The sequence below is a fragment of the Arenibacter arenosicollis genome (assembly GCF_014397245.1).
GTDB classification, from domain to species: domain Bacteria; phylum Bacteroidota; class Bacteroidia; order Flavobacteriales; family Flavobacteriaceae; genus Arenibacter; species Arenibacter arenosicollis.
Map to the genome: position 1 here is coordinate 40769 of NZ_JACLHY010000004.1, position 26500 is coordinate 67268.

General features: G+C 38.6%; 26 protein-coding genes. 6 read left to right on the plus strand and 20 right to left on the minus strand.

Annotation, left to right across the window (positions count from 1 at the left end; all coding sequences use genetic code 11):
- Positions 1 to 2: 2 nt before the first annotated feature.
- The 6 genes from rplD to rpsL all read right to left on the minus strand — a co-directional run bounded on the left by rplD (position 3) and on the right by rpsL (position 4797).
- Positions 3 to 632 carry a 50S ribosomal protein L4 gene (rplD, locus tag H4O18_RS06085; RefSeq protein ID WP_103474409.1) on the minus strand — a complete coding sequence of 210 codons (630 nt, stop codon included), beginning with the start codon at positions 630 to 632 and terminating at the stop codon, positions 3 to 5.
- A complete protein-coding gene (gene rplC, locus H4O18_RS06090; RefSeq protein ID WP_187582468.1) occupies positions 632 to 1252 on the minus strand; it encodes a 50S ribosomal protein L3 in 621 nt (206 codons plus the stop codon). Before rplC ends, rplD begins: the two co-directional genes overlap by 1 nt.
- Before the next feature lie 157 nt (positions 1253 to 1409).
- Entirely contained in the window at positions 1410 to 1715 is a 306-nt protein-coding gene (gene rpsJ / locus H4O18_RS06095) for a 30S ribosomal protein S10 (RefSeq protein ID WP_010230113.1), read from the minus strand.
- A gap of 11 nt (positions 1716 to 1726) precedes the next feature.
- Positions 1727 to 3859, minus strand: coding sequence for an elongation factor G (gene fusA / locus H4O18_RS06100; RefSeq protein WP_187582470.1), 2133 nt, complete (start codon positions 3857 to 3859; stop codon positions 1727 to 1729).
- A gap of 9 nt (positions 3860 to 3868) precedes the next feature.
- The gene (gene rpsG, locus H4O18_RS06105; protein ID WP_103440719.1) at positions 3869 to 4345 is read right to left on the minus strand and encodes a 30S ribosomal protein S7; all 477 of its coding nucleotides are present in this window, start codon (positions 4343 to 4345) and stop codon (positions 3869 to 3871) included.
- A 77-nt stretch (positions 4346 to 4422) separates the two neighbouring features.
- Entirely contained in the window at positions 4423 to 4797 is a 375-nt protein-coding gene (gene rpsL, locus H4O18_RS06110; RefSeq protein WP_031445118.1) for a 30S ribosomal protein S12, read from the minus strand.
- 573 nt (positions 4798 to 5370) lie between these two features.
- On the opposite strand from rpsL, the gene H4O18_RS06115 reads away from it, so the two are divergent.
- From H4O18_RS06115 to rlmB, 5 genes are all read left to right on the plus strand, one after another.
- Positions 5371 to 8601, plus strand: coding sequence for a SusC/RagA family TonB-linked outer membrane protein (locus H4O18_RS06115; protein ID WP_187582472.1), 3231 nt, complete (start codon positions 5371 to 5373; stop codon positions 8599 to 8601).
- Between the two features lie 15 nt (positions 8602 to 8616).
- Positions 8617 to 10077, plus strand: a complete 1461-nt coding sequence (locus H4O18_RS06120; protein WP_187582474.1) for a SusD/RagB family nutrient-binding outer membrane lipoprotein — start codon at positions 8617 to 8619, stop codon at positions 10075 to 10077.
- Between the two features lie 13 nt (positions 10078 to 10090).
- On the plus strand, positions 10091 to 10849 hold the full coding sequence (locus H4O18_RS06125) for a hypothetical protein (RefSeq protein ID WP_187582476.1): 759 nt from the start codon (positions 10091 to 10093) through the stop codon (positions 10847 to 10849).
- Between the two features lie 13 nt (positions 10850 to 10862).
- Positions 10863 to 11363: a lipid-binding protein gene (locus H4O18_RS06130; protein WP_187582478.1), complete on the plus strand. Its 501-nt coding sequence runs from the start codon at positions 10863 to 10865 to the stop codon at positions 11361 to 11363.
- Positions 11364 to 11431: 68 nt separating this feature from the next.
- Positions 11432 to 12175 carry a 23S rRNA (guanosine(2251)-2'-O)-methyltransferase RlmB gene (gene rlmB / locus H4O18_RS06135; RefSeq protein ID WP_187582480.1) on the plus strand — a complete coding sequence of 248 codons (744 nt, stop codon included), beginning with the start codon at positions 11432 to 11434 and terminating at the stop codon, positions 12173 to 12175.
- Between the two features lie 74 nt (positions 12176 to 12249).
- Here the strand turns inward: rlmB and H4O18_RS06140 are convergent, their stop codons facing one another.
- Entirely contained in the window at positions 12250 to 12990 is a 741-nt protein-coding gene (locus H4O18_RS06140) for a rhomboid family intramembrane serine protease (RefSeq protein WP_187582482.1), read from the minus strand.
- 146 nt (positions 12991 to 13136) lie between these two features.
- On the opposite strand from H4O18_RS06140, the gene H4O18_RS06145 reads away from it, so the two are divergent.
- A complete protein-coding gene (locus H4O18_RS06145; RefSeq protein WP_187582484.1) occupies positions 13137 to 14414 on the plus strand; it encodes a replication-associated recombination protein A in 1278 nt (425 codons plus the stop codon).
- 38 nt (positions 14415 to 14452) lie between these two features.
- On the opposite strand, the gene H4O18_RS06150 is transcribed toward H4O18_RS06145, so the two are convergent.
- From H4O18_RS06150 to H4O18_RS06210, 13 genes are all read right to left on the minus strand, one after another.
- On the minus strand, positions 14453 to 15331 hold the full coding sequence (locus H4O18_RS06150) for a hypothetical protein (protein WP_187582486.1): 879 nt from the start codon (positions 15329 to 15331) through the stop codon (positions 14453 to 14455).
- A gap of 254 nt (positions 15332 to 15585) precedes the next feature.
- On the minus strand, positions 15586 to 17022 hold the full coding sequence (locus tag H4O18_RS06155; RefSeq protein WP_187582488.1) for a DUF5723 family protein: 1437 nt from the start codon (positions 17020 to 17022) through the stop codon (positions 15586 to 15588).
- Entirely contained in the window at positions 17019 to 17561 is a 543-nt protein-coding gene (locus H4O18_RS06160; RefSeq protein WP_187582490.1) for a hypothetical protein, read from the minus strand. Before H4O18_RS06160 ends, H4O18_RS06155 begins: the two co-directional genes overlap by 4 nt.
- Before the next feature lie 63 nt (positions 17562 to 17624).
- Positions 17625 to 18314: a YjjG family noncanonical pyrimidine nucleotidase gene (locus tag H4O18_RS06165; protein WP_187582492.1), complete on the minus strand. Its 690-nt coding sequence runs from the start codon at positions 18312 to 18314 to the stop codon at positions 17625 to 17627.
- A complete protein-coding gene (locus H4O18_RS06170) occupies positions 18307 to 19602 on the minus strand; it encodes a polysaccharide deacetylase family protein (protein WP_187582494.1) in 1296 nt (431 codons plus the stop codon). Before H4O18_RS06170 ends, H4O18_RS06165 begins: the two co-directional genes overlap by 8 nt.
- 92 nt (positions 19603 to 19694) lie before the next feature.
- Positions 19695 to 20393, minus strand: a complete 699-nt coding sequence (radC, locus tag H4O18_RS06175; protein ID WP_187582496.1) for a RadC family protein — start codon at positions 20391 to 20393, stop codon at positions 19695 to 19697.
- A gap of 154 nt (positions 20394 to 20547) precedes the next feature.
- Complete coding sequence (locus H4O18_RS06180) at positions 20548 to 21885, minus strand: Gfo/Idh/MocA family protein (protein WP_187582498.1); 1338 nt, start codon at positions 21883 to 21885, stop codon at positions 20548 to 20550.
- A 96-nt stretch (positions 21886 to 21981) separates the two neighbouring features.
- Entirely contained in the window at positions 21982 to 22776 is a 795-nt protein-coding gene (locus H4O18_RS06185; RefSeq protein ID WP_187582500.1) for a 3-keto-disaccharide hydrolase, read from the minus strand.
- Between the two features lie 79 nt (positions 22777 to 22855).
- Complete coding sequence (locus H4O18_RS06190; RefSeq protein ID WP_187582502.1) at positions 22856 to 23353, minus strand: VOC family protein; 498 nt, start codon at positions 23351 to 23353, stop codon at positions 22856 to 22858.
- 81 nt (positions 23354 to 23434) lie between these two features.
- Entirely contained in the window at positions 23435 to 23797 is a 363-nt protein-coding gene (locus H4O18_RS06195; RefSeq protein ID WP_187582504.1) for a hypothetical protein, read from the minus strand.
- Positions 23798 to 23836: 39 nt separating this feature from the next.
- On the minus strand, positions 23837 to 24301 hold the full coding sequence (locus H4O18_RS06200) for a hypothetical protein (RefSeq protein WP_187582506.1): 465 nt from the start codon (positions 24299 to 24301) through the stop codon (positions 23837 to 23839).
- A gap of 227 nt (positions 24302 to 24528) precedes the next feature.
- Positions 24529 to 25605 carry a serine hydrolase domain-containing protein gene (locus H4O18_RS06205; RefSeq protein WP_187582508.1) on the minus strand — a complete coding sequence of 359 codons (1077 nt, stop codon included), beginning with the start codon at positions 25603 to 25605 and terminating at the stop codon, positions 24529 to 24531.
- A gap of 70 nt (positions 25606 to 25675) precedes the next feature.
- Positions 25676 to 26485: a head GIN domain-containing protein gene (locus H4O18_RS06210; protein WP_246474060.1), complete on the minus strand. Its 810-nt coding sequence runs from the start codon at positions 26483 to 26485 to the stop codon at positions 25676 to 25678.
- Positions 26486 to 26500 lie beyond the last annotated feature (15 nt).

Consider the following 26500-nt stretch of genomic DNA (forward strand, 5'->3'; position numbering starts at 1 on the left):
GCTTATTTAATTAAGTTCGATTCGATTCCTTCCAAAGAACCTTCCAACAACACTAGGTTGTTAGCGTTTAATATTTTGTAAGTGCTTAATTCTGAGTTAGTTATAACCTCAGAACGCTCTAAATTGCGTGAGGACAAATATACGTTATTATTTGAATCACCCAACACAATTAGGGATTTTTTATTCTCCAAGCCCAAAGACTTCAAAAATTCTTTAAAATCCTTAGTTTTTGGAGCTTCAAAATTGAAATCCTCAACCACCATTATAGCATTGTCTTTTGACTTCAAAGTTAAGGCCGACCTTCTAGCCAAACGCTTAACATTTTTATTCAATTTTTGCTTATAATCCTTTGGTCTTGGTCCAAAAATACGTCCACCACCTCTAAACACTGGAGACTTAATACTACCCGCACGAGCAGTACCTGTTCCTTTTTGTTTTTTGATCTTTCTTGTACTTCCTGCTATCTCAGCACGCTCTTTGGATTTGTGCGTACCTTGTCTTTGGTGTGCCAAATATTGCTTAACATCCAAATACACAGCATGATTGTTTGGTTCTATTGCGAATACAGCGTCAGAAAGCTCAACCTTTCTACCTGTTTCTTTTCCCTTAATATCTAAAACTGCTACCTTCATTACTTCTCAATAGTTACGTAAGCGTTCTTATGACCAGGAACACAACCTTTTACTACTATAAGGTTCTTTTCTGGAACAATTTTTAATACTCTCAAGTTTTGAACGGTAACTCTATCAGTACCCATTCTACCAGCCATTTTCATTCCCTTAAAAACTCTTGCAGGATATGAAGCAGCACCAATGGAACCTGGAGCTCTTAATCTATTGTGCTGACCGTGGGTTGATTGACCAACACCGGCAAAGCCGTGTCTTTTAACAACACCTTGAAAACCTTTACCCTTTGAGGTACCGATTACATCAACAAATTCTCCTTCTACAAAAAGGTCTACTCCAAGAGTATCTCCTAATTTGTGCGCACCTTCTTCAAAATACCTGAATTCCATGACCTTTTTCTTAGGAGAAGCGCCTGCTTTTTTAAAGTGACCTGTAGCCGCTTTATTAGCACGTTTTTCTGCCTTGTCATCGAAACCAAGCTGAAGGGCATTGTACCCGTCCACCTCTTCGGTTCTGACTTGGGTAACTACGCATGGTCCAGCTTCGATTACTGTACATGGAATATTCTTTCCATTTTCATCGAAAATGCTGGTCATACCTACTTTTCTACCTATTAACCCAGACATATTTAATTAATTATTAATTGATTACTATTTAACTTATTGACAAAAAAACAGGGTCAAAAAACAATTCAACCCTGAATATATTTTTTTCCGTCTTTCCTTCGCGAAACGCTCGGGACATGTCTTTCATAATTTCGAATTATGAATTCCGAAATTAGAACTATACTTTTATCTCAACCTCAACACCGCTAGGAAGTTCCAACTTCATTAGAGCGTCGATGGTTTTTGATGAAGAGCTATAAATATCCAATAGTCTTTTGTAAGAACTTAATTGGAACTGCTCCCTTGCTTTTTTATTTACGTGTGGAGAACGCAACACAGTAAATATTTTTTTATGTGTTGGCAAAGGAATTGGTCCAGTTACAACCGCACCTGTAGTCTTTACCGTTTTTACGATCTTCTCAGCAGATTTATCTACCAAGTTATGGTCGTACGACTTTAATTTAATTCTAATTTTTTGACTCATCTTAGTACGATTTAAGCTGTTAATCCTTTTGCTTTCTTAATCACCGCTTCCGAAATATTGGAAGGAGTTTCAGCATAATGTGAAAATTCCATTGTTGAAGTTGCTCTACCTGAAGACAAAGTTCTCAATGAAGTAACATATCCAAACATTTCGGACAAAGGTACTTCACCTTTAATTACTTTGGCACCGGCTCTATCATCCATATTGGTAACAACTCCCCTTCTACGGTTAAGATCTCCTACGATATCTCCCATGTTTTCTTCAGGAGTTAGAACTTCCATTTTCATGATCGGCTCCATAATTATTGCTCCAGCAGCTTTACCAGCAGCTTTATAACCCATTTTGGCAGCCAATTCAAAAGATAGTGCATCAGAATCCACAGGGTGGAAAGATCCATCCTTTAGAACAACCTTCATTCTATCCATTTCAAAACCGGCCAAAGGACCATTCTTCATAGCGGCAGTAAATCCTTTTTGAACAGGACCTACAAATTCTTTTGGAATACGACCACCTTTGATTTCATCAACAAACTGTAACCCAGTTCCAACAAAATCGTCATCAGCAGGTCCCATTTCAAAGACAATATCACCGAATTTACCACGACCACCGGATTGTTTCTTATAAACCTCCCTATGTGAAGCCGTTTTAGTCAACGCCTCTTTGTATTCTACTTGTGGCTCTCCTTGGTTTACTTCAACCTTAAACTCACGTCTTAAACGGTCAACAATAATATCCAAGTGAAGCTCACCCATACCAGAAATGATAGTCTGACCAGATGCTTCATCTGTTTTTACCTGGAAAGTTGGATCTTCTTCGGCCAATTTAGCCAAAGCCATACCTAATTTATCAACATCAACCTTGGTTTTAGGCTCAACAGCAATACCAATTACAGGATCAGGGAAATTCATACTTTCCAATACTATTGGATGTTTTTCATCCGACAAAGTATCCCCTGTCTTAATATCCTTAAATCCTACTGCCGCACCAATATCTCCTGCTTCAATATAATCTACTGCATTCTGCTTATTGGCATGCATTTGGTAAATCCTGGAAATACGCTCCTTGTTCCCGGAACGATTATTCAATACATAGGAACCAGCATCCAATCTACCCGAGTATGCTCTAAAAAATGCCAAACGACCTACAAATGGATCCGTAGCAATTTTAAATGCCAAAGCAGCAAATGGCTCCTTAACACTTGGCTTTCTAGCCTCAGGCTTCTCAGTATCAGGATTAGTACCTACAATCGCATCCTTATCCAATGGAGAAGGCAAATAGCGACATACTGCATCCAATAAAAATTGTACTCCTTTATTTTTAAATGACGAACCACAGATCATAGGTATGATACTCATATCCATAACCGCAGCCCTCAAGGCAGCATGAACTTCATCCTCTGTAATGGAATCTTCATCTTCGAAGAACTTCTCCATCAAAGTTTCGTCATATTCCGCAACAGCTTCTATCAATTCAGCTCTACGTGCCCTAACTTCTTCCTTCATATCTTCCGGAATTGCAACAACATCAAAGGTTGCTCCGAAATTATCCTCATGCCATACTATAGCTCTGTTTTTCACCAAATCCACAATACCCTTAAAGTCTGCCTCGTCTCCGATCGGCAATACAATAGGCACAGCATTGGATCCCAACATTGTCTTAACCTGCTTATTAACCATTAAAAAGTCAGCCCCCTGACGGTCCATTTTGTTAACGAAACCGATACGTGGCACTTTATAATTATCAGCCAATCTCCAGTTAGTTTCAGATTGTGGCTCAACACCATCAACTGCACTAAATAAGAAGACCAAGCCATCCAATACACGTAAAGAACGGTTTACTTCAACCGTAAAATCCACGTGGCCCGGGGTATCTATTACATTAAAGTGGTAGGATTGTGCATCTGCGGTTGGCTCTGCATTCTCCATAGGAAAAATCCACTCACAAGTTGTAGCAGCTGAAGTAATTGTAATACCACGCTCCTGCTCTTGCTCCATCCAGTCCATAGTGGCAGCACCATCATGAACCTCACCTATTTTATGACTCACACCAGTATAAAACAAAATACGTTCTGTCGTAGTTGTTTTACCTGCATCAATATGAGCAGCAATCCCAATATTTCTTGTTAATTTTAAATCTCTTGCCATTTCTGCTTATTAAAATCTAAAGTGGGAGAATGCTTTGTTTGCTTCTGCCATTTTATGGGTATCTGTTCTTTTCTTAACTGCAGCACCTTCTTCTTTGGCCGCTGCCAATATTTCTCCTGCCAATTTTTGTGACATTGCCTTTTCGTTTCTCTTACGAGCATAACTAATAAGCCATTTCATAGCAGTTGATATCTTACGATCTGGTCTAATTTGCATAGGAATCTGAAAAGTAGCTCCACCTACTCTTCTACTTCTTACCTCAACATGAGGCATAACATTGGACAATGCATCTTTCCAAAGCTCTAACGCCGTTTTTTCTTCGTCTGTCTTTTTCTCTTCTACGATATCAATTGCATCGTAAAACACTTTAAAGGCAACCGACTTCTTACCATCCCACATCATCATGTTAACAAAACGGGTCACCAATTGGTCATTAAACCTTGGATCGGGTAAAAGTGGTCTCTTTTTTGCCTGCTTTTTTCTCATTTCTTCTTTTTGAGTTAATGGTCAATAGTTAATTATTAAAAGTACAACACCTTTAAAACTTAACTCTTAACAAATTTTTACTTCTTAGGGCGTTTTGCTCCGTACTTAGATCTACGTTGTGTCCTTCCAGCAACACCTGCTGTGTCCAAGGCACCTCTAACGATGTGATACCTAACTCCTGGCAAATCCTTTACCCTTCCGCCTCTTACTAATACTATCGAGTGCTCTTGCAAATTGTGACCCTCACCTGGTATATATGCGTTTACTTCCTTTCCATTTGTTAACCTAACCCTTGCAACTTTACGCATTGCAGAGTTTGGTTTCTTAGGAGTGGTTGTATAAACACGTGTACATACACCTCTTCTTTGAGGACACGAATCCAAAGCAGCCGATTTACTCTTCTTAGTAATCGTGACTCTTCCTTTTCGTACTAATTGTGAAATTGTTGGCATACTATTTTTGTATAATAAAAACTTAACCCCTCTTTTAAGGGCTGGCAAATGTAGTAATTATTCGCAATATTTCAAACCCTGATGAATTTATTTTTCATATTTTTTATCCTCAACAGATTCGGTAGCTCATAATTAGATCGCAACACACCTCATCGAAGAAGCTTCAGCCGCCCAAAATTTCCTAAATGGTAATTGCGAAATCAAAAATAAACCCAACAAAAGATCAGAGGGTACTTATCAAAAAATGACCCTTTTATTAACAATAAAGCAGCTTAATCGTTTAATCACCAAAAATAATGCAATATCAAAGCCGATAAATCTCTAATAATTGCGATTATTATGATATTGTCATTTTTTTAACTGTTTTGATGCAATAAAATCCTACGTTCAAGTCAATTGATTGTTATAAATATAAAATACAACTCCATCATTGTGTTAAAAATCCTCATTACACCCTTCACAAGGCCTTATTTAACAATAATTTCTTATGCGCGCATAAGAAATATCCCAAAAAAGTTGCTTTATTAACATTAAATTAGGATTTTTGCGATTGCTAATTCAAATAATCATAAAATGAAAACAAAGTTAAATGGAATCCTAACGCTGTTTCTAGCGTTGATTGTGCAATTATCTTTTGCACAAGAAAAAACGATTTCAGGTACGGTTACGGACCAAGAAGGTCTACCACTCCCTGGAGTTAACATCCTTGTACAAGGGACCACGACTGGTACCCAATCTGATTTTGATGGAGAATACACTATCAAGGCAGAGGCAGGACAAGTTTTAGTGTTCTCTTATATAGGACAAAAAAATGCAACCATGACCGTTGGCGCCAGTAACACAATCAACGTACAAATGGAAGAAGATGCCCAGGCACTCGAAGAAGTGGTAGTTACCGCTTTTGGTACTGGTGACAGAAATGCCAAGGCAACAGTTTATGCTAACCAAACTGTGAAATCAGAGGACCTACTCTCTGTCCCAAACAAAAATGCTTTAGAAGCTTTAAGGGGTAAGGCAGCCGGTGTAAATCTTTCTACTGCTTCAGGATCCGTTGGATCATCCACAAGAATTGTGTTAAGAGGTTCAGGGTCACTTACTGGTAACAACAATGCATTAATTGTTATTGATGGTGTCGCAATTGACAATACAGCATCTTCAGGCGGCTCTGGTACTTCCACAACCGGATATTCCGATTTTGGTAATAGATTCAATGACGTCAATCCTGACGATATAGCATCTGTAACCATATTAAAAGGTCCCTCAGCAACTTCGCTTTATGGGTCACGTGGTGCATCAGGAGTTGTTCTTATTACTACCAAAACCGGTAAAGGTAAAAAGATGCAAGTCAATTACAATGGTTCTACTTCGATGGAAACAGCGATCATTAATTTACAACGCCAGAGTAAGTTTGGACAAGGATATGATAACCTTCACCTAGATTCTGGAGAAAACTGGTCTTGGGGACCAGCTCTAGATGGTGTGGTAAGACCATGGACTTCTCCGATTGATTCCGATGGAGATGGGTCATTGGAAGCCTTATTAAGGCCGTACAGCGCGGTTAGAAATCAATTGCAAGACTTTTTTAACACGGGGTATACAGTTACTCAAAATATAAACCTATCAGGATCTAATGACGGCTTTACTTATTATGCCTCTTATGGTAATACAAAGCAAACGGGTATACTTGATAACACGTCTTACAACAGAAATAATATTACCTTTAACGCTTCTGCACAATTAAGCGACAGACTTAAATCAGATTTCAAGGTTAGTTACGCTAGAGTTGATCAAAATACTGCTCAAGAAGGATCGCGTGCCTTTGAAGGTAATAATGCCTATGCAATGGCGATTCAATCTCCAGTTAACATCCCATTTACTGAATTGAGAGACTACAAAAGTCCATTTCATGGTATTGACGGGTACTGGGGATCTTATTCATCAGTAAACCCATATTATATTTTGAACGAATATGGAAACGAGGCAGAGATCGACAACTTTTTAGCTAACGCCTCATTAACCTATAACTTTTTAGATAACTTATCTATAACAGGACGCTTTGGTGGTAATATTGTAAACACCCAGACCGATGTATGGACGCCAACTTATACACCTGCCCAACAATTAGTTTGGACCGACGGTTTACAAATTGCAACCCGAAATTCCAAACACAGTTCATTAGGTGAATACACTAACTCCAATACTAAAGTTGAAAATCTTGATGCTACGGTTTTACTTAATTACGATGCTAAATTTAGTGAAGACCTAAAACTAACAGCGGCAGCGGGATATAATTTCTTTCAAAGAACTGCTGATCGCTTAAGAGGAAGTACAGTAGGGGGCTTGGTAGTTCCAGACACATACAATTTATCGAATAGTAGTCAACAACCTACTTCGAATATGTTTAGAAGCAAGTATAGAATTTTTGGGGTCTTAGGGAATGCATCGCTTGGTTATAAAGATGCAGCATTTCTAGAATTATCAGCAAGAAATGACTGGTCTTCTACTCTTCCTTCGACAAACAACTCCTTTCTATACGGAGCTGTAGGTGCTTCTATAGTCGTAACAGATTTATTTAATCTAGAGAATAACATTTTAAATTACGCTAAACTGAGAGGTAGTTACGGTACATCTGGTAAAGATGCCGATTTATATTTACTAAACTCTTACTTCGTGGGTAATCCGGAACTTGTGAGTTTAGGTGATTTCTCTCTTACCCTACCAAAAGACGGCGTACCTGGATTTACAATTGGAAACACTATCGGAAATCCAGGACTAAAACCTGAATTAACGACGACATACGAACTTGGTGCCGACATAGGATTATTTAAAAACAGAATTAGCGCCGCGTATACGTATTATCATTCGATTCATGATGATCAGCTTGTTACAATAAGTCTTCCGAGATCAACAGGTTATACTCAAACCGTGAGCAATATTGGTAGAATGGAGAATAAAGGGCATGAACTTTCCCTAACCTTAAAACCTATTCTTGGTTTGGTTGACGGTTTAAATTTTGAGCTGTTTGGAGCGTACTCTACAAACGATAATAAAGTTGTTACAATTACAGATGATATAGACGAGTTAACAATTGGTACTTTTGGTTTTGCTGCAGGTACTACAGTTACTATGGTTGCAAAAGAAGGATTACCTTTTGGTACTTTTAAAGGTAATGATTTTAAGTACAATGATCAAGGAGAGGTTATTGTTGATGAGAATACCGGTTTTCCTGTTTATCCCGATGATGATGTTATTTTAGGTAATAACCAACCAGATTATTTATTAAATTTTGGTACAAATGTCAATTATAAAGGATTTGGACTTAGAGTTTTATTTGACAGGAAAAAAGGAGGTCTATTTGCCTCTCAAACTAAATACAATACCAATTTTAATGGTACCAACGTTAATACTACCGTTTATAATAGAGAACCGTTTATATTTCCAAATTCGGTCGTAGACAATGGAGATGGTACTTACTCTGAAAATACCGTTCAAATTACCGAGCAAGATTATTTTACAAATTATGATGCACCAGTTTCTACACAATTAATTGATGCAAGTTTTCTGAAATTAAGAGAGGTGGAAGTGAGTTATACCTTTTCTAAGGAATTGTTAAAAGATACTTTCTTTTCAACTGCTAGATTATCTTTATATGGTAAAAACCTTAAGTATTGGTTACCTGACAGTAACAAATATGCTGACCCAGAAGTTAATGGCCCTGGTTTAACGGACAATGCCCAAGGTATTGAAACAACTCAAACACCTTCTTCAAGAAGTGTAGGACTTAACTTACAATTGTCATTTTAATAAAAAAATAATACGATGAAGAACAAATTTAATATATGTCTTATTTTATTATTAACACTGAACTTTTCATGTACTGATAGTTTAGAAGAAGTTAATATAGACCCGAACACTTTCCCATCCGCTGGTGACGCACAAGTTTTAAGCGCCGCTATTGCCTATATGGGATATATTGTTGATCATGATTTAAATTACGAAGAATCCATGCTTTGGAGCCAATACTACACATGGGGTATTGGAGTTTCAATTGGAAATGAGGAACGTTATGTATCTACAGGTGGTGATTTTAATGGCTACTGGCAACGTGCATATGCTAACTCGCTAACCGATTTAAATTATATTACTAAAAATAGTAGTTCCCCAGCATATAGAGGTATAGCTAATGTATTAAAGGCCTATCTATTTCAAGGTTTAGTTGACCATTTTGGAGATATTCCATTTACAGAAGCAATTTCTGGTGCCATTGAGGACGGCTCAATATTAACACCAAATTCAGATTCAGCTGAGGCAGTTATATACCCTGGATTGGTTACCATGTTGGATAAGGCCCTAAGTGATTTAGCACTAGCAGAAGCTGGTATAGTTGCAGAGGACGACTTTATCTATCAAGGTGATACAACAAAATGGATAAAATTTGCCAATTCATTAAAATTAAGAGTTTTAATGAGAACTTCTGAAGTAAATGCACAAGGGTCTGCCGTACAAGCCCTTATTAGCAACGGTACTTTTATTGAGTCCGTTGATGATATGCCATTCATTCCATTTTCTGGAAATACTGGTGATCAAAACCCAATGTTTGCTAGAGCAGAGTTTGGTGTAGGTATGTTCTACTTTGCTAGTAATGCTTCATTAAATCTACTTGAATCACTCGATGACCCTAGAGCTGAAGTATTATATACCAAAGCGACTACCGGGACATTTGCAGGAAACTTACGAGGGATAGATCAAGGTACCATAGATGACGAGCCTTTCACTGCACCAGCGTCTGATTATAGTATGGCTTCTGAATATGCTTATTCAGCAACAAATCCAGCCATTTTAATGAGCCCATGGGAAGTTTGGTTTTTAAGAGCGGAGGCCGATGCAAGATATAATACAAGTGATGATGCCGAAACGGCATTTTCCACAGCTATTGAATTAAACTTTGACTACATGGAAGTTGCTGACGCAGCTTCTTATATTAGCTCATTAAATTTTGCCGGAGCAACCACTTTAGATGACAAACTTGATTTGATAGGTATACAAAAATGGATATCTTTAAATGGAACTCAAGAGGATGAAGGATGGATTGAAACTCGAAGATTTGATAGACCTGCCAGTAGGATATTTACGGATGGAATTTTTCAGAACCCTCCGTTATCTGTTTTACCAAGTGGAACCTTTCCTGCCGCATGGTTATACCCTGAGTCTGAAAGAAGTTTAAATCCAAATGCATCGCCGCAAAGAAAAATTACAGATGCCATATTTTGGGATAATTAAAAAAAAAAGAAAGATGAAAAAATATAAATTAATATTATGTACGTTTTCAATCATAGGATTGACGTTAACAAGTTGTGACCCTAGTGTTGATGCACCTGGCTCAGCGGACGTTTCAGTAGTTACCTTCCTACCCACGATTACCCTAGAGGGTGGTGATGTTGTGTTGGATTGTAATGCTAGCTCCTACTCAGATCCAGGAGCTGTAGCATCCGCTGGAGGAGTAGAAATTGATTTGGAAACCAAAATAAGCGGGAAATATTTTGGAGGAGCTTCTGTTACTGATGGCCCTGATGTATATCAGGTCTCTTATAGCGCTTTCAATACCGACAACATTCCTGCTACTGAATTTAGGACCGTTTTGTATCCTGAATGTAATGGTGATTTAGTGACCAGTATAGCTGGAATGTATACAGGTACCGTTGCAAGAAACGGAAGTACTCCCGCGGGTTACGCAAATAATGGTCCGTTCATTGTTAGGGACTTGGGTGATGACAGATATGCCATATCAGATGCACAAGGTGGTTGGTATGAATATGGTAGAGCACTTGGTGTTTCTTATGCCACACCCGGATTAATTCTTAAGGCCAATAATATCTTAACAAACGATTTCACAAGTGAAGGGCCGGTTGCTACTAATACATTTGGTGGATCCAATACTTTTACCAGCTTAATTGTAGATCCGGTAGCCAAAACACTTACACTTACAGTAGAGTGGGATTTTGGCTTTACATTTAAAACGGTATTTACCCAAACTGATGTTTATTTTAATTAAAAACTTGAAGAAAATGAAATATAATATAATATTAAAAAAACTAAGCTACTTGTTTCTAAGTTTTGCTTTGATAACTTCATTTGTATCTTGTGATCAAGTTGAATCAGTGCCTGATGAGAGTGATATCCTTATTAGCGAAGTTACTGGGACATGGGTTGTAGATATGGTATATGACGGCGATCCTCAAGGTACAAATACTATCAGTATTTATAATACCTCTGCTAATGACACCCAGTTTATGTGGTTGGATGACCAGGAGCACAGTTGGGGCTTAAAAGCAAAAGTTCCATTAAACCTCGATGCATTGACATTTGGTGGTGCAGATTTAGAAGAACTTTATTACGATGTAACAGTAAGCATCACTGATGGTATAATTGTAAAAGGAGGTGCTACAACACCAAGTGGTGATGTTGTAGACAGTATTTCTTTTAAAGCGGAATTTTCGGATATTCCCGGTGAAATTTGGGAATATTCTGGATATAAAAGCACCGCAAAAATTAATGATTTGCCTTAACTCATTAAATCTTAATAATTAATAGAAACCACCCCTAATCGGGTGGTTTTTTATTTACCTTTGCCGCCATGAAGAATACCCAACAAATTTATGGCATCAGAGCCGTAATCGAAGCCATAAAATCTAACGAACCCATAGATAAGGTTTTCATCCAAAAAGGTCTAAAGGGCGATTTGTCCAAGGATATGGAAACCCTAATTCGAAAAAATGGTATTACCGCTTCCTATGTACCCATTGAAAAATTAAACCGACTTACAAAGAACAATCATCAAGGCGTTGTTGCCAATATATCTCCCATTACCTTTTTGACCATTGAAGAAATGGTAGAAAAAGTATTGGAAACCGAAAAAATACCACTATTCCTATTATTGGATCAACTATCGGATGTGCGCAACTTCGGTGCAGTTATCAGAACCGCTGAATGTACTGGGGTAGATGGTATTATTATACAGAAAAAAGGAGCCGCTCCAGTTACTGCAGATACCATTAAGACATCGGCAGGTGCCGCATTTCGTGTACCTATTGCGAAGATAGACCACATAAAGGATGCCGTGTTTTATTTACAGGCCTCTGGAATAAAGGTTATTGCAGCAACCGAAAAAACGGATAATACCATTTACGATGTTTCCTTTAAGGAACCTTGTGCTATAATTATGGGATCGGAAGATGTGGGTATCTCTCCCTCCATATTGAAGGCTGCCGATCATATGGCCAAACTTCCCCTATTGGGTGAAATTGGCTCACTAAATGTTTCGGTAGCCTGTGGCGTTTTCCTTTATGAAGCGGTAAGGCAACGGCAAGAAACCCCTTAAGGTATTAGATTGTCCAACTTTATCAGAACTTGGCAATATTCTAATTTCCTATAAATATTAGTGAACTCTCTTTATCATTCCAATCCCGAATCCTCGGGATTTTTTTTATAATGATAGGTGATTTTGATTTCTTCTTCTTCTGAGTCCTGTGGTATATTTTCAATGAAATTCCCATGTTCGTCGAAATGTTTTAAGAATTCATCATCCTCTTCATTATAATCCTCCTTCTCCCAATCAAATTTTTTCAATTTGGGCAAAGGAGCCTTCAATACAAATGCCAAAAATAGGCCAGTGATAAATCCGCCTAAATGGCCTTCCCATGAAATTCCGTCCTTAACAGGAAAAATATACCATAACGTACTGCCGTATATAAAAACCACAATTAGGGACAACGCTACCAAGCGGTAGTGTTTGGAAATAATTCCTTTAAAAAATATAAAACTGACCAGGACATAAATTAATCCACTGGCTCCAATGTGATAGGATGGCCTCCCAATGAGCCAAGTTATAAAGCCCGAAATGAGAATTCCCCATAACAAAACTTTATAGGCTATTTTTCTGTAGAAATAAACCAAAGATGCCGTAAGTATGGCCAGTGGAATGGTGTTATTGTACAAATGCTCTGCCGATGCATGTATAAAAGGGCTTAAAACAACACCCCGAATCCCGTTTATAGTCCTTGGATAAATTCCGTAATCGTTGAAATTTACCTGAAACCGAATTTCAAACCAATATACGGTCCATATAGAGAGCACCGCAAATAATGGAATCGCGATTACGGCATTGGAGAATTTAAAATAGTTGCTCTCAGTCATAATGGAAATATAACTATTTATGCAATATGCTTACCAAAATTTCAAAATCGGTTAAAATGTCATTGATATTTTTGTCCAGTTAAAATTCAAATTTAAAGTCCCAAAAAAGGAGCCACCCTATAACAACTTTGTTTTATTTTTACATTATGAACGAGCCATTAGCAGAAAGGGTACGCCCCAAAACCTTGGAGGATTATATAAGCCAAAATCATTTGGTAGGAGAAAATGGGTCGTTGACCCACCAAATAAAAAAGGGGATCTTGCCTTCCTTAATTCTTTGGGGGCCTCCAGGTACCGGCAAAACCACTTTGGCCAATATCATAGCCCATACAAGTGGCCGACCTTTTTATACGCTTAGTGCCATTAGCAGTGGTGTAAAGGATATACGGGAAGTTATAGAGAAGGCGAAGCAAAGTGGTGGATTGTTCACGACCAAGAACCCAATACTTTTTATTGATGAAATTCATCGCTTTAGTAAATCGCAGCAAGACTCCCTTTTAGGGGCTGTAGAAAAAGGTTGGGTCACCTTGATCGGTGCCACCACCGAAAATCCAAGCTTCGAGGTAATTCCGGCCCTCCTTTCCAGATGTCAAGTATATATTCTGAACCCTTTTGGAAAGGAAGATCTTGAAGCCCTGCTCCAGCGAGCTATGGAACAGGACAAATATTTGAAAACCAAAAAAATAAAACTTAAGGAAACGGAAGCCTTACTCCGTCTTTCAGGTGGCGATGGAAGAAAATTGCTCAACATATTTGAACTTATCGTCAATTCTGAAGAGACAGACACCATTACCATCACTGACGACTTGGTTTTGAGCAAAATACAGAAGAACACGGTACTTTACGACAAAACAGGGGAACAGCATTACGATATTATCTCAGCTTTCATTAAATCGATCAGGGGAAGTGACCCCAATGCAGCCGTATATTGGTTGGCACGTATGATCGAGGGAGGAGAGGATGTAAAATTTATTGCAAGACGTTTACTTATTTTAGCTTCAGAAGATATTGGAAATGCCAATCCTACCGCCTTAGTGATGGCGAATACCACTTTCCAGGCCGTAACTACCATAGGATATCCCGAAGCGAGGATCATACTAAGTCAGTGCGTCATCTATTTGGCCACGTCGCCAAAAAGCAATGCCAGTTATATGGCCATTAACAAGGCACAACAAACCGTAAAACAAACAGGTGACCTTTCCGTTCCCTTGGCCTTGCGGAATGCCCCTACGAAATTAATGAAAGACCTAGGGTATGGGGAAGATTATAAATATGCCCATGACTATGAGAACAATTTTGTATCAGAGGAATTTATGCCCAAGGAGGTAGCCAAAACAAGTTTTTACCGTCCAGGCAATAATCAGCGGGAAAATGCGATCAAAGATTTCCTAAAAAAGCGATGGAAAGATAAATATGAACTCTAGCTTCAACTTAAACTACTTGGTCATTGATTGGAGTTCCACTAAAACTTAATATTCAGCTCCTGACCAACTAATTTTTCGTTTTCGTAATATTCAAAATACCACTTATCTCCTTTTTTAACGATAATGCCATCCTCAGCAGCATTGTAAGCCTGGGCAATAAATACATTGGCTACTGACGTTTTCCACATCCACATGGCAATTTTAGGCGTGCTGTCCACCAATTGATAGCCGTTGGCTATAGGCTGGGCATATAATACGGTGGCAATATCCGATTTATAAGCTACCTGAGCCGGGGCCGTTTCCATACTATTTTCTGCCTTGGTAATATTGGATTGTACCGGTTCCATATTTTTATAGGATTGTTCCTCTAAAGTAGCTTTTTGTTGAACTACTGGATTTGGAATATTTTGTTTTGATTGTACACTGCCCTTCTCCTCTATCCTTTTAACATCATTTTTAAAACTTACGGTAGGGGGCACATTATCTCCAGAAGGCTCAAATTTGTACCCTACTCCTGACAAGGATTTAAAGCATTCCTTTATTGCCTCCGAATAGGCAGATTTGTAGTCCTTCTCCTTACTAACCCCTTCTACAGTGGTATAGACCACATTCGAGAGACAATCCTTGAGAATTAAGGTTACCTTAGTGGTAAACATGGATGAGTCGTCCTTAAGACTCAATAGCAAACCAATACATCTATTGGCCACCAAATCCACAGGCATATCATTATCATATACCGCCGTAAACCCATTTTCCACAAGATTATATTTTATCAAAGTACTGGTCTGATACTGATTTTCACTTTTAAAAGCCTCAAATTTGGTTGGAACTATTATGTATTTGTATTTATTTAATTCAGCTTGGGACATTCCGTAAAAGCTACATATTAAAAACAGGGGTAATAAAATATTTTTCATCAGTTCAAATTTCATGGTTTCCATTAATCAGGCTAGTAGCCTATAGCAATAATTTATCATAAAACATGCCAGAAGTCCTTAACTACCTGTCATGCTTCATTTAAAGGTAAAATCTAAATAATTATTTGATAAGGAATAAATTACGATACTAAAAAACTTAAGAATCCCTGGATACCCGCATTTATGATTTTAAACCCCACTTAAGACAAATGGTCGCCTAAAATCCAATAATGCACATTTTCAAAAATCATATATTATTTCTTCCCCCAAGATATGATATTTAATCCTAATTGAAAAGAGGAGTAGTGACTATCCGCAAGGTTTCTATAAGCCAACAAGTTGTCGGCCATTACGTAGATATTTACAGGACCGGCCTGGAGATTGAGGCCCAAACCAATATTGCTCCAAGAAAACTTATCTACAGTATAAGTTGTTTTTAGTGCCAAGGCCCTACCAAATCTTCGTAAATAAAAGGCGGTAAGTGCTGCTTGTGGTCCTCTGGGTCTATTAATTACGTACAATTGTCCACCAATACCGTTGGCATATTTGGTATAATCCCTCCTTTTAGAGACCATATAGTTACAATCGCAATCCATATTTTGCTTAAAGGTCTTCCCCCAATTATGGCGAATGGAACCGTATAACTTGGTAGGCCTAAATGAAATATAGCTATTATTATTGGTGCCGTGGGGAACCAGGGCATCCACCTCATCCACTAAATTTTGCCAAAAATCGTCATTGGAATTAGAAAATGCATCGGGCAGGATTACTTCTATTCCCTCTACAGTGGCATTCCCTTTTATAGTATAATTCTTAACGTCTGTAGAACTATAAACAAAGCCTAGATCCAACAAACTTCCAGTAATCACGGTTTGCTTATTAAGCTTATAAGTAAAGCCAAGGTCGATACCAAATCCCAAATCTCCCCCAAAGAACATTCTTCTTGTTATAATTCCGGGTAAAAGGGAACTATCATTGTCCAGAGCATCCTCAATTTCATTAAGGCCAGAAGACCTTAATTCCATATCGGCAACAAAAGTATGGGACAGGATATTGTTTTGCCCTTGGTTAGTCACAAAATAACCCTTGTTTTTTGTCGATGAAAAATTAAACACACTGGAATATACTTTGGCCCTTGCTCCAATGGTAAGGGCACCATCCACTCTTTTATTGATTCCGAAGTGAAATACATTGAGCATCTCACCTCGTGTTTTTAAATGACCAACATCAAATTTTCGTCCCAATTGATCGGCATTGCCCTCAAAGGCCAAGATAGCGTAATCCTTAAACCAATAGCCAATTGCATCACCTTCATTATAAATCCCAAAAGAATAGAAATTATCACGATTTCGTCCGCGAAAACCTCCATTCAACAATTCTACCTGATAAGTACCATTAAGTTCGTCACGTGTGCTCATACCATAAATAGCCCGTTCCCTAACTTTTACGTTAAAATCCACTCCGTCATCAGCGAACAAATCGTTTACCGTAAGGCCACTACTACCGGCCTGAAAGGAAATACCGGACAATGCTGGAATACCAGCATACCATTGAAAGTCCGTGGACATTCCTGGATTGATCATTAAAGCCTGAGGGATTTCTGTAAAATCGTACAGTATTTGTTTGTTCTGTGCAGTAACAAAGGCACAGCCCAATAACCAGGACAATAAGACTAGTTGAAATTGCCTCATTTTAAACGGACCCTGAATTTACCACTTGACCTAAAAATAATTTTTGGGTCTGGGAGGTTGGAAACACTGCTATTGTCCTCTATAAGAACACTGACTTTTATACTTGAAGTATTTTTTATGATTTCAATGCTTCTTTGCTTTCCAGGGCCATAAGGCACTTGCCTTCTATAAAGTGGCGTTGGGGCAGATGGCTGTACTGGAAAATCTATAGTATCAATTGTATTACCGTCTTCATCCAAAAATTCCACAGTCGGCTTAAACTCCTTACTGGTAGTATTATCTATTTCAAAAAATATAGAGCCATCCAAAACTCGATCTGCAAAAGCGTCAAAAGTAAAGGCATCAAAATTAAAATCCTGGGAATAAAAATATTGGCCAACAGATTCATTTATTATTCTTTCTGGCGATTCTACATACAAGATACTTGCTTCTACTGTAGGTATAATTTCCAAATCATCATATTGGTCAAAGTTTTGCGTTTCTATACAAGAATAAAGCGCAAGCAAAATAAATGAGAGAAGCAAAATTTTATTTTTCATACCAAACTTTCCAAGAACAACTACCGGTATCGCGTTGCTATAGTGTTATTGTATATTATAACTCTATAAATACAATTTTATTTCACTTAAATCGTGAATCATATCGCAATATTCGTGCTCCGGTTCATTATTGGCGTTAAAATGCAAGGTATGGATTCCAACCGCCCTTGCCCCCAAAATATCAGCCTCCAAACTATCCCCGATCATCAAGGATTTATGCGGCAAAACATTGGCTTTACTAAGTGCCAGTTCAAAGATTTTTGGGTTGGGCTTTTTAACACCTGCCATTTCGGAATTAATTATATGATCAAAATAATAATGGATTTTGGAGCTTTGCAACTTTTTATCCTGTATTTCCTGAAATCCGTTCGTGATGATATGCAATTTATAATTGGGCTTCAAATAGTCCAAAACCGCAGTTGTATTCGGAATAAGATGATTGAAGGAAGATAAGTTCTCAATATACTGATCGGACAGAATATGTATTAATTCATTGGATATGGCATATTCAAGTGTATCAAAAGTGATTTTCAATCTTTGGAACCTAAGTTCGTCCTTGGATATTTTCCCCTCCCGATAATACTTCCAAAATTTAAAATTTATGGGAATATAAACCTCCAAAAAATCCTCTAGTTCAATACGTACCGAATTCCCGTGAAGTATTTTTTGAAAGGTAAGAGCCGAATTTTTTTCAAAGTCCCAAAGGGTATGATCCAAATCAAAAAAAATATCGGTGACGAGGGATTTAAACATGAACTTGTTTTAAAATACTACTATACAACTTCTTCCAATTCAATTTGCTTTCGGCCCCAATTAATTCATTTGAAAAAACAGTAATAAAATTTCCGTTTACCATTTTCGTTGCCAGATAAAGCCTGTTAACCGCTGTAAAAGCCTCGGTCCTATTTCTATATTTCAGCAAACCGTAATCGTGTATTGCAAACGGATGTATTTTTATAGGCTGCTGGACTTCCAAAGGGATATCATAAAAGTAAAAGGGTGTGCAGGTCCCGGCCCTAAACCCTATTTCATGGGTATATCCCATAGTATAGTCGTCGGTAAAACCCGCCTCGATCAAATTCCTATAGGTTTCAGGGATATCAACTCTGTTATAACGCATTCGGGAGCTGGAAACGGGCCTATTAATTACATTGGAAAGATTCTTTTTCTCCTCCTTAAGCAAGGCTATGTCATTAAAGGAACTGTACGAGCAGGACAAGGAAACCTTATCGTAGTCGGCAACTGATTTAATTAGGTGCTTAAAATTGTTGTTGTTTGGGGATACATTTTTGTCATAGGTGGAGTACTCGGCAAACTGAAAAAAGAACATTCCCTTTACCTTATTTTTTTTATGTAATTCTATAAGCTCGAAAAAATTGTCATAGGGATCTTTTTTTAGCTTTGCCCAAACCAAAATTCGGTCGTAGACCCGTCTAATTTTAAGCGATGCCAAATCGAAAAGAAACCCGGACATCCCCCTAACAAAACCTCTATAGGCAAAACAGTGGGAACTGGATACATCTATAACGGAGGTGTATTTATAATTCCTTGGCTTGTGTTTTAAATCCTTGAATTTGTCCTTAAGCGCGTATAAAAGTTTTTGGGCCCAAATATCTACCAAGGGCTTTTCCAGAAAATCGTATTGAAAGGCCAAACTGTCCTTTGGCGAAAATCTTCCATGCATGTCCTTCACATGGGGTAGATACTCTTCGTACCTACTTAACAAATAAAAACTGGCAGAAAAAATATCGAAGGGTAGATTGCTCCTATCCCCTGTTGAAAAAAAACACGGTGTTCCTTCCCAATCTGCCACATGGATCTGAATATCGTTTATACCGTGTTCAAACAACAAATCATTGCTTCTAACGAAAAACTCGTTCTGTAATGGCTGCTTGGTATAGGTAATCTTAGGGCCTGTATGCTTTATAAAATCCTCTACTTTGGTGGTATAGGTTACCTCTATCCCCAAAATAGTCGTAAACATATGCCTCATGATATAACTAAAACGAGGGGTAATTTTATGGGTATAAATGAGCAACATAGTAATTTACTTTTTCCTTTTTTAAAAGTACCTGACCATAGGTTTCAATATTCAAAATTAGAACGTCCAAACCCTAAATCACCAACCGCTTTCTAAAGGATATTTTCATCTGCAAAACTAAAGTATTCTTTTTGTGTGATAATGATATGATCTAAAACTTTTATATCCAAAGCTTCCGAGGCCACTTTTAATTTTCTGGTAATTTGTTTGTCGGCTTCACTGGGTTTTAATGTGCCGGAAGGATGGTTATGCGCCAAGATCAATCCAACGGCACCAAGTTCCAAGGCTTGTTTTAACACCAACCGCACATCTACCAATGTTCCTGTAATACCTCCCTTACTCAATTGCCCTGCCTGTAGTACCGAGTTGGAATTATTGAGAAAAACTATCCAAAATTCCTCATGTGGCAATTCTCCCATTTTAGGCTGTAAAAGTTCAAAGACATTTTTACTACTGCTGATTTTTGTTATTTTCTGGGCCTCTTCCCCCCTACGTCTCCGCCCTATTTCCAAAGCAGCAGCGATAGAAACAGCTTTAGCCTCCCCAATGCCTTTGAATTGCATGAGCTGTTTAATAGACAATTTCCCTAATTCGTTCAGATTATTGTGCACCGATGCCAAAATACGTTTCGACAACTCAACGGCACTTTCGTTGCGACTTCCCGATCCAATAAGTATGGCTATCAATTCTGCATCCGAGAGATGCGATTTGCCTTTTTGCACTAATTTCTCTCGAGGCTTATCATCATCGGACCAATTTTTAATAGAGAAAGAAGACGGCTTGTGTTGCATAACCTAAAGATAAGAATCTTAACGTTTTATCATAATTACAAAACCGAATATTACGAATGGCCAGGTACATAAATTCTACAATAAAAAAAGCCCAGCTGCAATTCTTGTAAAAAATAGCAGCTGGGCCCCAGCAATAACTTATATGTTGCCATTATTAAAAATCCCTATACGGTGCGTCCAGGAACTTATTGGCTTCCGGTTCGGAAAATCTAGCCGTGCTATTATCCCAATGCAAAGTTTTGTTAGGAAAACGACCCGCAATAACCCCCAGTAATATGGTTTCAGTTAATCTAGCCGAATACTCAAAAGGAGCCGTTGTTTCGGTTTTACCTAAACAGGCATCCACGAATTGATGGTAATGCTTATCTCCTTCGGAATCATAATCCCTAACCGGTTCGCCTATGGCCTTTTGATCCTTGATTATGGACAAATCCAGTTCCTGATACTTACCATCTACAATAAGCCTAGGCAATTCCATGAAATGAGGTAACAAAAGTCTTCCTTTTTCACCTATAAACATGGCCCCTTGTCCTGGTAATTTCTCTTTATTGGGCAATACCAAATCCTTATGTTTCTCTGGCGCACCTTTACCATCGTACCAAATCCATTTCAAGGTATCGGCGGTATATTCGGTTCCGGGAAACGTATAAGTAACGGTGTTTTTTTCAGGAAATCCAAACCCAGTAGGTTTTCTGCACTGGTTTTTTATGGTCATTGGCACATCCAATTTAAGTGCGTTGTATGGGGTATCAAAAATATGCACTCCCATATCTCCCAAGGTACCACAACCGTAGTCCAATAATTTTCTCCAATTGGCCGGATGATAATACCCTTCCTTATATGGTCTTTCCGCAGAAGTTCCCAACCAAAGGTTCCAATCCAAATTATCGGGAACCGGATCGGACCCTTTTGGTTCCGGACCATCAAATCCCCAATTCTTGGGACTCCAGGCCCTAACGGTACTTACTTTTCCTATAATTCCGGATTGGATCAATAAGGTGGCCAATTTATAATCATAGAAAGAATGTACTTGAATTCCCATTTGGGTCACCAAGTTTTTTTCCTTGGCCATCTTCCTCATCGCCCTAGCTTCCGCTACGTGGTGGGTAAGGGGCTTTTGACAATATACAGGTTTTCCAATTTCCATGGCCATCATTGATGCGGGCGCATGGGTATGATCTGGTGTAGAGACTATTACCGCATCTATATCGTTCTTCATTTCCTTAAGCATCACCCTGTAATCCTTAAAGACCACAGCATTGGGGTGCAATTTTTTGGCTTCTGCCAATGCTTTGGAATCAACATCACATAGGGCCACCACATCTACCAATTCATGAGATGATATGGACGCAAGGTCAGCACCGCCCATATTACTGACGCCGATATGGGCCGTCCTCAGGCGTCCATTCTTGGACAATGCCCAAACAGAGGATGGCAGCAGCGCCGTTAAACCTAAAGCAGCGGTACTTTTTAGAAAGTCTCTTTTTTTCATATGTATATTTTAATGTTTTATAACGGTTATAGGTAAGCCTTGATGATTAAAATAATCATTCTCCTCTGTGTTAAGAATTATTTTTATCAGTTAAGATTATAATTTTCTAATTTTTATATTTCTAAACCAAATGGGACTTGAATGATCCTGAAAGCCAATATACCCAGACTTGAACTTACCATAATATTCCTCATCCTTCCATTTTCCAGAATTCTTTCTTTCATACCAATCTTTGGACCAAGGCACAAAAGATAGTACTTTTTTCCCATTGAGCCAGTGCTCCACTTGCTCAGGAGTAAAAACTATTTTTGAGGAGTTCCATTCCCCAACAGGATTCAATATTTTTTGATCGGGATCGGCTACATGCATGGCATAGTCAGAAGCAGTCTGTTGTAAGGGTTGAAGTGCCGATGGATTTTCTGTATGCCCAAGACTAAGGTTATAAGCTGTAAGATCGTGGATTTTAGCATAATTCTCATCATCGATCAGCTGGTATTCCGGGGAAATATTTGGTGGCCCGGCATTGGGTATACCTTCCTTAAGGTGGTAGAAAATTCCACTATTGCCCCCTTCTGGCAATTTCCATTCTACATACAACTCAAAGTTATCAAACTCTTCCAACCCATAAATTATATCCTTTCCGCCTGTATAATCCTGCTCCAGCCCCAATTCGGTATCAAATGTCAATACACTGTCCTTTACCACCCAACCAGGAGGCAAGGTGTCTCCATTGTAAGCTCTCCATCCGTTGGTAGTTACTCCATCAAAAAGGTATGTCCAATTTTCGGTTTCAACTGCAGTTTCAGCTTTAACTTCAGCCTCGGATTTGGTCTTAGTTTTGCATGAAGTCAGTACTAAAGCCACAGAAAAGAAGGTCAACAATAATTTCATTCGATTATTTTATTTGTAGTATTTATAAAAACGGGAAGATAAAAATTTTTCACAAAAGACTCAAGATATGAAAGCCAAATTATTCTGATTCCAATTCCTGCAGCAAACTGGCCAAATTCAGTGGTTTGGTAAACATTACCAAGGACCCGTCCGGCTCATAGGCCCACAGGTTTTTTGGTCGATCCCAATACAGTTCAACCCCATTCCCATCTGGGTCATCCAAATAAAGTGCTTCCGAAACACCATGATCACTGGCCCCTGTTAAAGGATACTCCGCCTTCCTTAAACGATTCAATATTTCTGCTAGGTCTTTTCTTGTTGGATATAAAATTGCCGTATGAAACAAGCCCACGCTATTGGTTGGCGCAGAAGGAAGCCCTCTACTATGCCAGGTATTTAAACCAATATGATGGTGGTATCCACCGGCTGAAATAAAGGCCGCTTGGTTCCCGTACATTGTAGTGACTTCAAAACCCAAAAGATTACAATAGAAATTTAACGACCGTTCCAGGTCGCCCACTTTTAAATGCACATGCCCAATTCGTGTCTGGGAAGGTATAGTATATTCGTTATCCATAAAAGGTAGGGTTTTTAACCTTAATGTAAATCTTTTTATTCAAGACCCTTGGTCGAGACCTACCAGGAACCGCAAATTTTATTAGTACTTATAAATTCTTGCAGCGTATGTTGTGGTAGTATCAATGTGATAAATGTTCATGGGATAATTTCCCCTAGGCTTAATATTTGGCATTTCCACAGCCTTGACCTTAGGTGAAATTGGTTTTGACCGCTGATTATCCATCAAATTACTTAGATCGTCCTTATAATTGAAGTCAAAAACAATGGTATCTTTTAAGGTACACTTACGCTTTTTAAAAGCATTGGCCTCATGATCGCTCCAATCCTTTTCTAAAAAACCCCTATTCTCATCTTCGGCATTTGCCAAATTTGGGTATTGTTGTGCATTTAAACAAGTGCCAATTAAAAATAATACTGAACAAAAAAAGATGAACTGATTCATGTTATATTTTTTTTGTAGGCACAACTTAGGTGGCTGTCTTTAAGATTCCCCACAGTGAATCCCCTTTTCGTATTGCTCCCTCAAAGCAGCTACAGCATTCTTTAATTCCTCCGGAGCGTTTCCATACTCAAAGGTCACCTTGTATTTTTTGCCAGAAAATTCTTCAATTTCCAACCATTCTGCCCCGCCATCCGCACAATCAGGGCATCCAATGATTTCGGGCAGTGAAAAAAATTTACTTAAATCTACTGTTTTTTTAAAGGAATCCCAACTAATCTGAGTCAAGTTTTCGGTACATTTAATGGGTGTCACTTGATCGTTCCATCCTGAACGGGAATAGATTACCGAACCCGATTTAAGCAACATGGCATTTGTACAATAGCCTACACATATTCCAAACGAAGTCCCATACCCCAGCTGTTTGATCTCTGAGGGGTTACCCTCATTTTTTTCACAGGAGACCAACAGACCCATCATCATAAGAAGAAATAAATAATTTTTCATCAGCTGTTTTGTGTTTTAAAATCGGCCATATCTTAAGTAATTCCCCAAAGTTATCCCTGACCGGCTAATTTGTTTACCCATAGATGTTTATGTTCTATTTAGGTTGCGTAGAAAGCAATAGCCATAGCACTATTAACTATCATTTTCAAAACCCTCGCAATCTTAAAATCTCACATCCCACGCTAACAGAAAACAAAATAACACTATACAACAGAATTGGGGAATATTTAGACCTCAACGTCTCCGATCAGAAGCCCTATCACCTCTTCCAAAGTATCCAATACTCCAGGATTGGTACAGTTGATCAGAATAGAGAAAACCATATCCTGTTCCGGATACACATAAAATACCGCATAACCACCTACTCCATTACCCACATGTCCATAATAGGTCCTACCCAACTTATCTTGGGTAACCTGCCAACCTAGACCATAGTAGGTAGGAGTCCCGTTAATAATCCCAGAAGTGAGGAATTGGGATTGAATTTTGTTCTCCCTAAACTTGGTATCCAAATACACCTGTCCAAAAAGTGCAATATCCCTAGATGTGGACAAATAGCCTCCTCCTGCCAATTTGTATGTATTATTTACTGGGATGGCCATCCTGAATCCCAGCTTGCCCCTTGAATAAAAAGTGGTACAGTTAGGGGGTAATTCCCCAGGAATTTCGGGGAGTGTATTTTTTAAACCATAAGGCCCTAAGATTTTTTCCTGAACATAATCGGCAAAGGGGATACCACTAACCTCCTGCATGGCCATGGAAATCAATACCCAATCAAAACTGGTATACTGGAAGCCCTTTCCTGGTTCAAAAAGTAAATCATCTTCCTGGAACAGAGCAAGAGCCTCCTTATTGGTCATAGGCCTATTTAACCCATATTCACCACCACGATAACCTCTCATTCCAGCGGTATGTCCAGCCAACTGACGGACTGTGATGTCGAACTTCTTTTTTGGAAAATAGGGAAGGTATTTATAAATAGATGCATCCAAATCCATTTGTCCGTCCTCCACCATGGTGGCCAAAGCAGCTGCAGCAATGGGTTTAGACACACTGGCTATTCTGAAAATTGTGTTTTGGGGGTCTATGGGAATTTGTTGTTCAACATTTGCATATCCATAGCCTTTCTCAAAGAACACTGCATTGTTTTTACGTACGGTAATGGCCAGGCCTGGAACCCGCTGGTCATCTATAAGCTTTTGTAAGATTTGATCCGCCTGGATTTTACCCATTAATTGCTTGTCCCCACCAATTACCCTTTGGGAAGCTAATAAATCTTTAAGATATTTCAATATAGGATTCATCGGCCAAATACTAAGCTACTTTTATGTTATGGAAAATAGGGAATGGACCTTCGACTATGAACTTTGGGCCTTAATTACTAAAAATTAGTTCCCCCTTATACAATTGCTCCACCTCCACTAAGGCCGGTCTAGTAAAACTTACCACATCCCCGGTACCGCGCAAGGTTCCCTTCAGGGATTCTTGTGGGCTTATACGTATATCGTTGGAACCCCTATGATTGAAACTAATATTTTCCGCAATTAAAGCCTTGGCTTCCAAACGGGAATCGCCTGCCGCAAATACAATATTAAAATTAAGCGTTTTGCCTCTTAAATTATAATATGAAATTCCATTGGAAACTATGGATAAATTTTGGGTGTCCAATTCCAAATTAAACTCCCCACTGGTATAGCCGGCGTCAGGGTCATTGAAGCTTTCGGAAATAAGATTTAAACTAGTAAAGGCCAATACACCCTCACTTAAGATATCCAGCCCAGTACTACTTCTGATTTCCGTAATATTCGGAGCCGTAACATATACTTTTGTAAGTCCATATTTTCGCGTAAAATTACAATCATTGGTATCGCGTAACAACAAGCGGCCATCCTCCACAGTTACCTCAACCTCGTTGCGCAAATATTCCCCTGTTTCCACTTCTACTTTCAAAGCACTTCCCTGTTTAAGTGTCAGTTGCACATTTTCGTAGACCGTAATCTTGGTAAAATCGGGCACTTCCACCAACTCCCTGGTAATGTCCCCTGCGTTTTGAAAGCAATCAGGGGCATTTTCACTGTTACAATTCCAAATCAATGTCATTACAACCATAAGCACGCACCATCTAGAAACAATTTTCATGCTGTTCCTACACCCAAATTTTATCATCAAAATAAAATAGTTCATCTTATTAAATCATTA

What these genes read in the sequence shown, in the direction of transcription:
- H4O18_RS06155 (WP_187582488.1), bottom strand. Translation starts at nt 17,022, where the DNA reads ATGAGGCAATTTCAACTAGTCTTATTGTCCTGGTTATTGGGCTGTGCC.
- H4O18_RS06195 (WP_187582504.1), bottom strand. Translation starts at nt 23,797, where the DNA reads ATGAATCAGTTCATCTTTTTTTGTTCAGTATTATTTTTAATTGGCACT.
- H4O18_RS06190 (WP_187582502.1), bottom strand. Translation starts at nt 23,353, where the DNA reads ATGGATAACGAATATACTATACCTTCCCAGACACGAATTGGGCATGTG.
- H4O18_RS06115 (WP_187582472.1), top strand. Translation starts at nt 5,371, where the DNA reads ATGAAAACAAAGTTAAATGGAATCCTAACGCTGTTTCTAGCGTTGATT.
- rpsL (WP_031445118.1), bottom strand. Translation starts at nt 4,797, where the DNA reads ATGCCAACAATTTCACAATTAGTACGAAAAGGAAGAGTCACGATTACT.
- rlmB (WP_187582480.1), top strand. Translation starts at nt 11,432, where the DNA reads ATGAAGAATACCCAACAAATTTATGGCATCAGAGCCGTAATCGAAGCC.
- H4O18_RS06185 (WP_187582500.1), bottom strand. Translation starts at nt 22,776, where the DNA reads ATGAAATTATTGTTGACCTTCTTTTCTGTGGCTTTAGTACTGACTTCA.
- rplC (WP_187582468.1), bottom strand. Translation starts at nt 1,252, where the DNA reads ATGTCTGGGTTAATAGGTAGAAAAGTAGGTATGACCAGCATTTTCGAT.
- rplD (WP_103474409.1), bottom strand. Translation starts at nt 632, where the DNA reads ATGAAGGTAGCAGTTTTAGATATTAAGGGAAAAGAAACAGGTAGAAAG.
- H4O18_RS06150 (WP_187582486.1), bottom strand. Translation starts at nt 15,331, where the DNA reads ATGAAAAATATTTTATTACCCCTGTTTTTAATATGTAGCTTTTACGGA.
- H4O18_RS06140 (WP_187582482.1), bottom strand. Translation starts at nt 12,990, where the DNA reads ATGACTGAGAGCAACTATTTTAAATTCTCCAATGCCGTAATCGCGATT.
- H4O18_RS06130 (WP_187582478.1), top strand. Translation starts at nt 10,863, where the DNA reads ATGAAATATAATATAATATTAAAAAAACTAAGCTACTTGTTTCTAAGT.
- H4O18_RS06165 (WP_187582492.1), bottom strand. Translation starts at nt 18,314, where the DNA reads ATGTTTAAATCCCTCGTCACCGATATTTTTTTTGATTTGGATCATACC.
- H4O18_RS06170 (WP_187582494.1), bottom strand. Translation starts at nt 19,602, where the DNA reads ATGTTGCTCATTTATACCCATAAAATTACCCCTCGTTTTAGTTATATC.
- H4O18_RS06125 (WP_187582476.1), top strand. Translation starts at nt 10,091, where the DNA reads ATGAAAAAATATAAATTAATATTATGTACGTTTTCAATCATAGGATTG.
- H4O18_RS06160 (WP_187582490.1), bottom strand. Translation starts at nt 17,561, where the DNA reads ATGAAAAATAAAATTTTGCTTCTCTCATTTATTTTGCTTGCGCTTTAT.
- rpsG (WP_103440719.1), bottom strand. Translation starts at nt 4,345, where the DNA reads ATGAGAAAAAAGCAGGCAAAAAAGAGACCACTTTTACCCGATCCAAGG.
- H4O18_RS06210 (WP_246474060.1), bottom strand. Translation starts at nt 26,485, where the DNA reads ATGAACTATTTTATTTTGATGATAAAATTTGGGTGTAGGAACAGCATG.
- fusA (WP_187582470.1), bottom strand. Translation starts at nt 3,859, where the DNA reads ATGGCAAGAGATTTAAAATTAACAAGAAATATTGGGATTGCTGCTCAT.
- rpsJ (WP_010230113.1), bottom strand. Translation starts at nt 1,715, where the DNA reads ATGAGTCAAAAAATTAGAATTAAATTAAAGTCGTACGACCATAACTTG.
- H4O18_RS06145 (WP_187582484.1), top strand. Translation starts at nt 13,137, where the DNA reads ATGAACGAGCCATTAGCAGAAAGGGTACGCCCCAAAACCTTGGAGGAT.
- H4O18_RS06180 (WP_187582498.1), bottom strand. Translation starts at nt 21,885, where the DNA reads ATGAAAAAAAGAGACTTTCTAAAAAGTACCGCTGCTTTAGGTTTAACG.
- H4O18_RS06200 (WP_187582506.1), bottom strand. Translation starts at nt 24,301, where the DNA reads ATGAAAAATTATTTATTTCTTCTTATGATGATGGGTCTGTTGGTCTCC.
- radC (WP_187582496.1), bottom strand. Translation starts at nt 20,393, where the DNA reads ATGCAACACAAGCCGTCTTCTTTCTCTATTAAAAATTGGTCCGATGAT.
- H4O18_RS06120 (WP_187582474.1), top strand. Translation starts at nt 8,617, where the DNA reads ATGAAGAACAAATTTAATATATGTCTTATTTTATTATTAACACTGAAC.
- H4O18_RS06205 (WP_187582508.1), bottom strand. Translation starts at nt 25,605, where the DNA reads ATGAATCCTATATTGAAATATCTTAAAGATTTATTAGCTTCCCAAAGG.